1 pseudogene is annotated in these 463 nt (G+C 69.1%); it reads left to right on the forward strand.

From position 1 onward, the window contains the following. Positions 1-105: 105 nt before the first annotated feature. Positions 106-463 (forward strand): annotated as a pseudogene (locus HUX53_RS38585) (hypothetical protein); the annotation flags it as partial.

Below are 463 nucleotides of genomic sequence, written 5' to 3' on the forward strand. Positions count from 1 at the left end.
TTGAGAGTTTGTTGTGTGTATTATGTGAGAGTTCTTTTTGTTTTTTTTTTTTGCCAAGCGACAGCCGGCTTGCGGGCTGGGGGTCCGTCTCGTGGGTCCGTAGATGTGTATAGGGGCCGGCCGCCCTTCCCGCCGCAGCTGTCCCCCCCCGGCCCCGACCTTTCGGCGGGGCGGGTCGCGCCGCTGGGGTTCCTCGGGTCCGTCCCCGACACCGCCGTCGTGGCGCGCATCTCCCAGGCCCTCACCACCGCGCTGGGCGAACTGCTGCGGGTCGACGGCCAGCGCGACCCCATGTTCCAGCCGGGCACGCCCAGCACCGTCGCCGCCGCGTGGGGCGCGCTGCTGTGGTGCGCCGGGTCCCCGGTGGCGCTGACCGAGCACCAGCTGATCGAGTCGTTCATCCCGTTCCTGACGACCCCGGCGGACCGGCTGCACTGGATGATGCCGCCCGACTTCGCCACCC

This window comes from Actinomadura sp. BRA 177 (genome assembly GCF_013372625.1).
GTDB lineage: Bacteria > Actinomycetota > Actinomycetes > Streptosporangiales > Streptosporangiaceae > Spirillospora.